Annotated in this window: 12 protein-coding genes; 3 read left to right on the top strand and 9 right to left on the bottom strand. The window is 46.5% G+C overall.

The annotated features are described in order from the left end of the window. Positions 1 to 117 precede the first annotated feature (117 nt). The 3 genes from HF638_RS18305 to HF638_RS18295 all read right to left on the bottom strand — a co-directional run bounded on the left by HF638_RS18305 (position 118) and on the right by HF638_RS18295 (position 1668). Positions 118 to 462 (bottom strand): YflT domain-containing protein, encoded by a 345-nt coding sequence (locus HF638_RS18305; RefSeq protein ID WP_062836465.1) that lies wholly within the window; start codon positions 460 to 462, stop codon positions 118 to 120. A gap of 94 nt (positions 463 to 556) precedes the next feature. Next, positions 557 to 1090 carry a hypothetical protein gene (locus HF638_RS18300; protein WP_169481480.1) on the bottom strand — a complete coding sequence of 178 codons (534 nt, stop codon included), beginning with the start codon at positions 1088 to 1090 and terminating at the stop codon, positions 557 to 559. 68 nt (positions 1091 to 1158) lie between these two features. Further along, positions 1159 to 1668, bottom strand: coding sequence for a DUF948 domain-containing protein (locus HF638_RS18295; RefSeq protein WP_169481479.1), 510 nt, complete (start codon positions 1666 to 1668; stop codon positions 1159 to 1161). 220 nt (positions 1669 to 1888) lie between these two features. On the opposite strand from HF638_RS18295, the gene HF638_RS18290 reads away from it, so the two are divergent. Both HF638_RS18290 and HF638_RS18285 read left to right on the top strand, forming a co-directional pair. Continuing rightward, on the top strand, positions 1889 to 2053 hold the full coding sequence (locus HF638_RS18290) for a DUF1328 domain-containing protein (RefSeq protein ID WP_017692264.1): 165 nt from the start codon (positions 1889 to 1891) through the stop codon (positions 2051 to 2053). 371 nt (positions 2054 to 2424) lie between these two features. Beyond that, complete coding sequence (locus HF638_RS18285; RefSeq protein WP_169481355.1) at positions 2425 to 2943, top strand: hypothetical protein; 519 nt, start codon at positions 2425 to 2427, stop codon at positions 2941 to 2943. Positions 2944 to 3034: 91 nt separating this feature from the next. Here HF638_RS18285 and HF638_RS18280 read toward each other — a convergent pair whose 3' ends face one another. Further along, positions 3035 to 3922 carry a cation diffusion facilitator family transporter gene (locus HF638_RS18280; RefSeq protein WP_169481478.1) on the bottom strand — a complete coding sequence of 296 codons (888 nt, stop codon included), beginning with the start codon at positions 3920 to 3922 and terminating at the stop codon, positions 3035 to 3037. Positions 3923 to 4213: 291 nt separating this feature from the next. Here HF638_RS18280 and HF638_RS18275 point away from each other — a divergent pair, with 291 nt between their 5' ends. After that, a complete protein-coding gene (locus tag HF638_RS18275) occupies positions 4214 to 4402 on the top strand; it encodes a hypothetical protein (RefSeq protein ID WP_017692261.1) in 189 nt (62 codons plus the stop codon). A 115-nt stretch (positions 4403 to 4517) separates the two neighbouring features. On the opposite strand, the gene HF638_RS18270 is transcribed toward HF638_RS18275, so the two are convergent. The 5 genes from HF638_RS18270 to HF638_RS18250 form a co-directional block, all read right to left on the bottom strand. Then, on the bottom strand, positions 4518 to 6143 hold the full coding sequence (locus tag HF638_RS18270; protein ID WP_017692260.1) for an ABC-F family ATP-binding cassette domain-containing protein: 1626 nt from the start codon (positions 6141 to 6143) through the stop codon (positions 4518 to 4520). A 377-nt stretch (positions 6144 to 6520) separates the two neighbouring features. Next, the gene (locus HF638_RS18265; protein ID WP_169481477.1) at positions 6521 to 7567 is read right to left on the bottom strand and encodes an MBL fold metallo-hydrolase; all 1047 of its coding nucleotides are present in this window, start codon (positions 7565 to 7567) and stop codon (positions 6521 to 6523) included. 71 nt (positions 7568 to 7638) lie between these two features. Then, positions 7639 to 7794 (bottom strand): cytochrome bd oxidase small subunit CydS family protein, encoded by a 156-nt coding sequence (cydS, locus tag HF638_RS18260; RefSeq protein WP_169481354.1) that lies wholly within the window; start codon positions 7792 to 7794, stop codon positions 7639 to 7641. An 8-nt stretch (positions 7795 to 7802) separates the two neighbouring features. Next, positions 7803 to 8837: a cytochrome d ubiquinol oxidase subunit II gene (locus tag HF638_RS18255; protein ID WP_169481476.1), complete on the bottom strand. Its 1035-nt coding sequence runs from the start codon at positions 8835 to 8837 to the stop codon at positions 7803 to 7805. Next, positions 8834 to 10180, bottom strand: coding sequence for a cytochrome ubiquinol oxidase subunit I (locus tag HF638_RS18250; protein WP_169481475.1), 1347 nt, complete (start codon positions 10178 to 10180; stop codon positions 8834 to 8836). The genes HF638_RS18255 and HF638_RS18250 overlap by 4 nt, the downstream gene beginning before the upstream one ends. Between the last annotated feature and the right edge of the window lie 125 nt (positions 10181 to 10305).

Genomic DNA, 10305 nt, shown 5'->3' with positions numbered 1-10305 from the left:
CATAGATAAGGAATGGGGAAAGCCCCATTCCTTATCTATGTTTTTGATTAAGCATTTACAGAAGTGATTCAGAAGCTCGTCCATGTTCAGCAAGCTTCAACTTGCGATGTATATCGGTTAATCTTTCTTTTTAGCAATAACAAGCACTTTACCCTTGTCGAGCTCACTCTCGTAGAAGTCGGCCTCGGCTTCGGTAAAGCCCATCGATACAATTTTGGCCCGGAGTTCATCACCACGTGAGCGGAACAGATTCGCCAAGGAATCAAATACGCCTTCTTCCTTAATGCCAATTTCTTTGGCATCAGCTGTATCGGCAATTCGATCTGTACGATCCTTCTCATGGGCGAGAACAAAGATATGATCAGCAAGGTATCCGGTAATCTGCAATTCTTTCACCGCTTCTACCGCCTGGACTCCGTTTTCTACCACTTTTGCATAAGCTTGCGCATTGGTTGAATTCATCGTTTCCACTCTCCTCTGATTTAATCTTCTATATCGAGCTACTTAGTATATAACCATACTATATGGGGTTGAAACGATTTGGTAATAACCAATCCTAGGAAACCGTGTCATCAAAAAGATCAATACCATCGATCTGGCTAGAGCCTGACTTCATATATACCTTTAACGCCTGGTCTCCACGGAGAAATACTTCTCCGTCCTCAGCCACATAATAGGGTTTGCCTAAAGCTTGATGGATCGCTTCAATATTCATCTCGATTCTCTTTCCGTTTAACTTGATGTGATCCTCAGATGCATCGATATGCACATAATGAATAACATCTGTATCTTCACACAAGCCAATCTTCACATCTTGAAAGTGATATTCAGGGCACCCCAGATAAGGATCTTCCTTCTTATGCACCGGCTGGCCCTTCTTGGCCAACAATTCGTTCATGCTGTCATCCAGAGAAACGCCATTCAGAGTCCGAAAATGCTGGAAAGTCTCGGATCGATCAACAGCCAGAGTCACCTCTGACGCCTTCTCTTCCATTGCCGTCCATTGCATATCGTGAGCAGCGGGTACCGCTACCGGTTGAACGGAAAAGGGAGAAATTACGCTAAACATCACAAGCAGTAGTTTCATCATGATTCTCACCCTTTCATCAGGTTCATCACCGCTCTGAAGGTTTCTTTTTGGATTACAAAGCGATCATGTTATTTACGCATCCGTTGCCATACATTCGCTGCAACATCAATATACTTCATCCAGTTTTTCCCGCCCTTAGCTTCACCATTATATGTAGCTTCATAGGATTGCAGGGTACGATCCGTTGATGTAGCAGGCGGTGCAGTTACATGAACCGATTCAGCATGCTTGGTCTGTTCAGTGTTGTTACGTTTGGTCTGAAATTTCGCCATCAGCGTCGTGGAGACTTGTTTGGCTGCTGCCGTCACTTCATTCAACACTTCTCCCAGATTCTCAACAGATTCCATAACAGGATCGATTTTTTTCATTTTGTGCTGTACATCCACCGTAATATCATTGGCATGTCTTACCGTCTGCTTCACTTCATAACTAAGTTCATCAATGGTCTTCTGCACCTCCTGTAATGTCTGTGAGACATTGTCCAAAGAACCTTGGGCGGATTTCAAGGTACGAATTAAAAAGAAAACCAGTACTGCAAATGCCACTGCAATCAGGGCCACGCTAATTTGATAGATCATAGAAGAACCTCTCTTTCCATATGTGCATCAGTTTGTTATTGCTATAGTTACCCGGCGATTTCCCGGACGAAACAAAATAACAGTTTACTTCAACTATGCCCGCGGTTGGAAAAAAAACCAATGTTTCAACCGGATAGCCCCCGGTTAAAGTTAGACTACACAAGGCGGTGAGGTGAACACAACTCACTCCACAATTAAGTAAACGAAAGGATGAAACCTCATGTTGAAATGGTCTGTATTATTTCTAATTATTGCACTGGTAGCAGGTATTTTCGGATTCTTCGGTATTGTTGAAGCAGCTGCTTCAATCGCTAAAGTACTCTTCTTCATCTTTGTAGTACTGTTCGTAATCTCCCTCATTACAGGACGCAGCCGAATGCGATAACCTCAGTCTCTGTTATGACTGAATGCTGAATAACGAATACATACAAAAGCCGATCGTGCTACCAAGCCGATTGGCTTTTGTGCGTTCAGGCATAGGTCAACTTTTCTATATTATGTATTGCACTCCCTCCTGCTTTATTCCATCCGCTCGCCCACTGAATCCCTAAAAACAGGACTTTTTTGAGATATCCAACCCGGTTTTATCCCACCGAAGTATGATATTTACAGGCTTGCTATATACCCACATATGCGCCAGTTGACACTGGAGAATGCAAGAAAATATTGTTATAATTTGTGATTCATAGGGTAGCTTGCTTGGTTACTTTTAACACAGGACAACAAATTACATAACAAACCGAGGAGGAAATACAAATGAAAAAAATCGTAAGTTTTGCCGCTGCATTAACGTTGATGGGTTCGATGGCTGCCGCTGCTGGTGCTGAGGAAGCGGTTACTGGAACAGTGACTCCGGAAACAGGAACAGAAGCTACGACGACAACAACTCCGGCTGTTGAAGTGAACAAACCTGCTGTAGAAACAGTAGAAGGTACTACCGAGACGGTAACAGGTACAACAACAGAAACGACAGCCACAGAAGGCACTTCAACTACAACGGAAACTGAAACTGAAACTCCAGCTACGACTACAGATGACAAAATGTTTGAAGAGCCACTTGTAAAACCAGGCGATGAAGTACTGGTACCTACGATGTTGCTGAATCTTCTGGAGCGCACTTGGTTCTATGATGCACCTAACGGTAAACCAATCGGCGCACTGGGCTCCCAAATCATCGATACAACAGGTGAAGTGGTAGACGGATTCGACGGCGGTGAATGGGTGCAAGTGTATACGTGGAAAGGTAAAGCTTGGATCCACGTTGCCATTCAATAATATCGTATAATCGTTCTAACGATAAGTAAAGAGGACAGCGCGTATAATCGCAGCTGTCCTCTTTTAATTTTCCAACATGTTCACGCCCTGTTCAAGGGTTTCCCGTGACCTCATCCATCTTCGGTTCCACATGTACATGTACATGCATGATGTTATGTGATCGCTTCAACCGCTCTTCCACTCGGTCACAGATCTGATGGCCTTCAATCAGGCTTAGGCCTCCGTCCACTTCAATAACCACATCCACAAGTACATGACTGCCATGCACACGTGCCTTCACATCCTTGATCATCTCAACGCCGGGAACCCGAGCCACAGAGGATCTAAGATCCGTCAGTTCTTTCTGATCAAATCCATCCGTAAGGCGATGTGTGGAATCGCGGAAAATCTCCCAAGCCGTCTTGCAGATCAACAGTCCTACAGCAATCGCAGCTACTTTATCCAGCCAAGGAAGTCCAAACTGCGCACCTATAATCCCAACTGCAGCGCCTATGCTGACCCAGGCATCCGAGCGATTATCTTTGGCCGCAGCCATCAGAGCCTGACTGTTAATTTGTTTAGCCAGACGGTGATTGTAACGGTATACGCCCAACATAACTAACGCACAGACCACAGCCACTGCTGCTGCCCACAGGTTAGGAGCAACAAAGGCTCCTTCATACCAGGAACGAACGGCTTCAACCAACACTTGCAGACCAACCATAGCCATAATAAATGAAGCCACCAAAGCAGCAACAGTTTCCGCTCTAAAATGACCATAGGCATGATCCGAATCAGGTGGTTTCTGTGAGATCCGAAGCCCGATCAAAACTGCAATGGACGCCACAATATCCGTAAGGTTATTAAAACCATCCGCCAGCAAAGCGCTGGAAGCAAATAAATATCCACAGATCAGCTTAAAGGCGGACAAGACGAGATAGGCTACGATGCTAACCCAAGCCCCTCGCTCCCCTTTTCGTATTTCTTCATAAGCGTTCAAACCGGGCGACACTCCTTTTACGTTTCGTATTACGGTTTTTCCATGTTACCAAATGCATAGCGTGTGGGTCTACAGAAACAGTGTTGCCAGGCTGCATTGCTGTAGGAAAGCCGAAACAAAGTTGCCAGATGGCAGAGCTGTAGGTGATGAGAAAGAATGTTGGCCCCGGTAAAACCCAAGGGATTTGAGCATTTTATCAGGTTGCCCTTGTGGGGCTTTTGTAAAACGTATAAAATAGGTACATCCCGTCCAATCTGGACGGCTTACTGTAAGACCGGGAGGGAAATAACGATGAGCGAAAATAACGAACCGAAAAAGGTCAGTTTGCAGGATGCTATACGCCAGAAGCTGGCGCAAAAGAAAGAACAAGCAAATTCCGGTAACCAATCCAGCGCCTACTTTGAAGGCGGACCGAAAGCGATGAAGAGTCAAAACAACAAGAAGCCTAACAACCAACGTCGCCGTACTGGTGGATCTTAGGTCTTAGGACCATAGAGAAACCCATTGATTGCAAAAAGAACCGCAAGCCCTCTTCACAGAGGCTTGCGGTTCTTTTATGTTCCTATGCATAATGTGCCTGTAGATCAGACTTAGTTTAAGCTTCTACCGGATACATTTTTTTGCGCAGTTCTTTGATTTCATCACTTTCCAGATATTCGTCATAGCTCATTTGGCGATCAATGATGCCCGTCGGCGTAATTTCGATAATCCGGTTAGAGATAGTTTGAATAAACTGATGGTCATGGGATGTAAACAGCATGGTGCCGTCAAAATCAATCATACCATTGTTCAATGCTGTAATGGATTCGAGATCTAAGTGGTTCGTAGGCTCATCCAGAATCAATGCGTTCGCACCAGTCTGCATCATTTTCGCGAGCATACAGCGAACTTTCTCGCCCCCGGAGAGTACACTTGCCTTTTTCAGGGATTCCTCACCTGAGAACAGCATACGTCCCAAGAATCCACGTAGATACGTTTCATCCTGATCTTTGGAATATTGACGGAGCCAATCGACGAGAGTCATGTCTACACCGTCAAAATATTGGGAGTTGTCTTTCGGGAAATAAGCTTGAGTTGTAGTTACGCCCCAAGTGAATTCGCCGCTATCCAATTCCGTTTCACCCATAAGAATATCAAACAATAGTGACTTGGCATTCCCGTTCGGTCCAACAAATGCAATTTTATCGCCTTTGTTCACCACAAAGCTGATATCATTCAGCATGTTCACACCATCAACCGATTTGCTGATGCGATCTACGGTCAATAATTGTTTACCCGCTTCACGCTCAGGCTTGAAGTTGATAAACGGATATTTACGGTTCGAAGGACGAAGGTCATCCAGCGTGATTTTGTCGAGCTGTTTCTTACGGGAAGTCGCCTGCTTCGATTTCGAGGCATTCGCCGAGAAGCGTTGAATAAAGGCTTGCAAGTCTTTAATCTTTTCTTCTTTTTTCTTGTTAGCATCACGCTGCAAAGCAAGTGCCAATTGACTGGATTCGTACCAGAAATCGTAGTTACCTACGTACAACTGGATTTTACCAAAGTCGATATCCGCAATGTGTGTACATACTTTGTTCAGGAAGTGACGGTCATGGGATACGACAATAACAGTACCTTCATAGTCCATCAAGAAGTTCTCCAGCCATTGAATGGATTCGAGATCCAAGTGGTTGGTAGGCTCATCGAGCAACAGGTTGTTTGGACGACCAAACAAGGCTTGTGCAAGCAGAACACGAACTTTTTCGTTTCCGCTCAGTTCAACGATTTTCTTCTCATGCATATCACGATCGATACCAAGACCGATCAGGAGTGCCGCTGCATCCGGCTCAGCATCCCAGCCATTCAACTCGGCAAATTCACCTTCAAGCTCACCTGCACGCAGGCCATCTTCTTCCGTGAAATCCGCTTTGGCATACAGCGTATCTTTTTCTTTCATAATGGCATAGAGACGACTATGACCCATAATTACGGTTTCGAGAACCGGATACTCATCATATTCGAAGTGGTTTTGCTTCAAAACGGCCATACGTTCGCCCGGGGTGATGTGCACCTCTCCCGAGTTGGATTCAATTTCACCGGACAAAATTTTCAAGAATGTTGATTTGCCGGCTCCGTTGGCGCCGATCAGGCCGTAACAGTTTCCTGGCGTGAATTTGATATTTACATCTTCAAAAAGTGCACGTTTTCCGTAGCGGAGCGTGATGCCGCTTGTACTGATCATTAAGCATACCATCCTTTATTGGTTAATCTGCATACTGCATGAATAGCAAGTTGCGTAAATCATGGATTCAATATCCCGATGCCTATTCTGGCACCATATTATAACACAAAAAAGCGGCAAATTCGAAAATTGGCCGCTTTTTACTTATTAAAGATTTGGTAAATATACTGTTCATGCAGGCATACCCCTACATTAACATATTTGGCTCACTTTTGTTAGGGCGTGTCTGAAAACTCCGAAGGAAGCAGATTTTGCTGAATTTTCGCTCCAAGCAAGGAAGTTTTCCGCAGGCGTGCCGGGGCACGTCAAGGGAGAGTGACGCAGCAGGGGGCGAAAAGGCGGTAAAAGATGCACTTCAGCGAGTTTTGAGATATGCCCTAGTCCTGTTTACCTTCCTCGTGGTGGATGCGAAGCGTCTCGCCATGACCAAGCACCCGAATCCGCTCTTTGCCGATACCAAGCCGCTCACGTTCGACTTCCAGTCGATCCAGTGCTTCCTTGGGTGTATCATCCGCCAGCTTGAATGTGCCGTAATGCATCGGCACCATGAGCTGGGAACCGGATTCAACGAATCCTTGCAGCGCTTCTTCTGGTGTCACATGCTGAGAAGTCATGAACCATTCTGGATCGTAGGCACCGATTGGCATCAGGGTAACACCAATGTCAAAGCGCTCTCCAATCGTTTTGAAGCCCTGGAAGTAACCTGTATCACCCACAAAATACAACACAGGCGGGCCGCCAGATTCTTTAGCTGTTTCGTTCTTCCCTGATTCCGCGGATGATTGGTACGGATCACTCGTTGTTGCAGCACTTTCCGCTGCTGAAGTCGTAGCCAGATGGCTCTGTTCCAATACATAACCTCCCCAATGGGACGTATTGGTATCGAATAGCGTTCGGCGCGTCCAGTGCTGTGCCGGCACAAAAGTTATTTTGACTCCGCCAAGTGTCATATGATCCCACCACTTCATCTCCTGGCAGCGATGGAACCCTTTGCGAATCATTTTGCGCTTCAGACCATCGGGTACGATCAGCAACGTCTTGGCTGTAATCAGCTTACGCAAGGAAGCCAGATGCAGATGATCATAGTGGGAATGGGATATGAGAATGACATCCAAAGGTGGAATGTCCTGAATCGGAATGCCAGGGGCACCGAGCCTTCGTTGAAATCCCATTTTTTCGGCCCACACCGGGTCAGTCACGATGTTCAATCCATAATATTGAATGAAAAACGTGGAGTGACCAATCCAGGTAATACTCGTGTCATCCCGATTGGCATGCAGATAATCCAGTTCAGGCGGGTGTTTGGGCACGGTGTAGGAATAGTCCTTCACTTTGCTCCGCCGTTGCTCCCTCCATTGCTTGAATTCCTTCAGCGTTTTGTCCGTACTTACATTATCAATGTTGTTATAACGGATTTTAGGCATGAAAGGGCCCTCCTCCCTTCCTCATTTCTTAACAACTGATTACCCTAAATGGGAATGCACGTACCAACCAATCAATCCTGCGGATTTTTGCATACGCCCAGATACACGAACAGAAAGGCAATCGCAGCGATAATAATGAGTGGTGGGGCATACATAATGGTGAATGTCTCAAAAAAGCTCAATCCGGTTATACCAGGTATCCCCGTGACTCCCTCAGTAAGGACCATGAACAGACTCATCCTTTCTTTTTACCAGAATTACCGCGTACATAATTGGCATCAAACAGGAACAGCTTCATAATCAGCACAAGCGAAGGAATGAGCACAAGCAGCCCCAGGCTGAACGCCGTAATCAGCGCAATCCCCATCGTGCGATTCGTAAAGCTGTCGTAAATATTAATGTAGGGATAAAGGATATACGGAAGGTGAGATCGCCCGTAACCATACCAGGCAAAGGCAAACTGAAGCATGACAGCGATAAAGCACCAGCCCAGATATCTGCGTTTCCACACCAGCGACACCGCAATGACAAAACATATAAACGAAGCGATGAACATCCATGAAATATTCACCATCTGCTCAAAGTGTGCGGGATTCTGTTTGTTAATCTGCAGAAAAGCCAGAAAGCTCGCGAAAATAGTCGGCAAGCTCCAGAGCAGCGCGTACTCTCGAAGGACCTCAAAGGCCGGCTCATCCCCAGCTCGCTTTGCATAGTAGGAAAGAAACATCGCCGAGATGTACAGCACACTAACCAGTGCAAGCAATACAACTGACCAGGTATAAGGATTCGTCAAGAATTCACGCCAACGAAAAAACACCTGATCGCCCACCTCTTCAATGATCCCGCCTTCGGATATCGCCAAAATGGTGGAGAACACGGCTGGAATCAGCAATCCCGTCGCTCCATACAATGCCATGTAGATCCGGCTGTTCTGCCCATGGTTGCCATAGGTATTGTAGGCGTAATACACGCCCCGGATGGCAAGCAGTACAATGGCTAGGGAACCCGGAACCAGCAAAGCTGTCCCGTAATAAAAGGCGCTGTCCGGATAAAATCCGACCAGTCCGACCACAAAAAAGATCAGAAACACATTCGTCACTTCCCACACGGGAGACAGGTAGCGCTGAATGATGTTATGAATTTTGTTCTCATGCCCGGTCAATATGCTGTAAAAGCTGAAAAAACCTGCACCGAAATCAATCGAAGCCACGATCAGATATCCGAACAAAAAGGTCCACAATATCGCAATGCCTGCAATTTCGAAACTCAATGCACGATCCCTCCTTCAAGCCCCAGAGACTCCAGTTCCTTCTCTGCTTCCTTGTTACGGAACAACTTGCTGAGTACCCGAATGCACGAGAAACACAGGATTAGATACAACAAGATGAACAATACCAGCATCCACCCTACCGATGTTGACGTCGTTGCAGCTTCCGATACCTTCATATACCCGCGTAAGATCCAGGGCTGCCTGCCGACCTCAGCGAACATCCACCCAAGTTCGATCGCAATCATGGCCAGTGGCCCCAGCAAGACAATACCAAGCAGTAGCCATTTGGGATATGGCTTACGTCCTGGCAACCAGCGCCGCAGTACATATAACACAGGAATCATCAGGATGATCACTCCGGTTGTGACCTTCAGGTCGAACATATAATGTATGGACAGCGGTGGTCTTAGATCCGCAGGATACTCTTCGAGACCTTTCACTTCCGTATCTGGACGATTACCCGCCAAAATGCTAAGGGCATAGGGAATCTCAATGGCGTATTTCACTTCATTATTCTCATCCAGAATACCGCCATAGACGAGCGGTGCCTTCTTCATTGTCTTAAAATGCCATTCTGCGGCAGCCAGCTTCTCCGGCTGATATTTCGCCAGAAATTTACCAGAGGAGTCTCCGATCATGACGGTACTGATCGCAAATACGAGTGCAGACACCGTCGTGAGTTTCAGTGCTTTTTTGTAATACACATGGTCCCTTCCCCGGAGCAAACTGAAGGCGGCTATCCCCGCCAGGATACCTGCACTCAGGGTGTAGGATGAGGCGAGTACATGAGATACCTTGGTTGGCGTCGCCGGATTTAACATCGCAGCAATCGGGTGGATGTCCTTCATGATGCCATTAATCAAGGTGAATCCCTGAGGCTGGTTCATGAAGGAATTCACCGTCGTAATGAAAATCGCAGAGGCCGATGATCCCAGTGCGACTGGTATCAACAGCAGCATATGCGTATATTTCTTTTTGAAACGATCCCACGTATAGAGGTAAATCCCAAGAAAGATCGCCTCGATAAAAAAGGCAAACGTCTCCATAAACAGTGGCAGGGCTATCGCCTGACCCGCTACCCGCATAAACATCGGCCACAGCAGACTGAGCTGTAAACCGATGGAGGTGCCTGTAACGACACCCACGGCAACGGTAATGACAAAGCCTCGCGCCCAACGGCGTGCCAGCAAGGTGTAATGCATATCATTGGTTCGTAGCCCTCGCCATTCGGCCAAGGCAATCATGAGGGGAACGCCTACACCGATGGAGGCAAAAATAATATGCACAAACAGGGTAAGACCGGTCAGTATCCGGCTGAGCAAAACAGGATCCAGGGATGACATGGTTACACTCCTCTTTCACATAATCGTTTATGTACGACAGCAGATCACTCTGCTTGAACGTGTATCTCAATAACTCATGATTCGAATGATGCTTTTCACCACGGCATACAGTACAACCACAGCTG

The sequence above is a fragment of the Paenibacillus sp. SZ31 genome (assembly GCF_012912005.1).
GTDB lineage: Bacteria > Bacillota > Bacilli > Paenibacillales > Paenibacillaceae > Paenibacillus.
The sequence above is the reverse complement of the archived record's forward strand: the minus strand, read 5'-3'. Positions and strand labels throughout refer to the sequence as shown.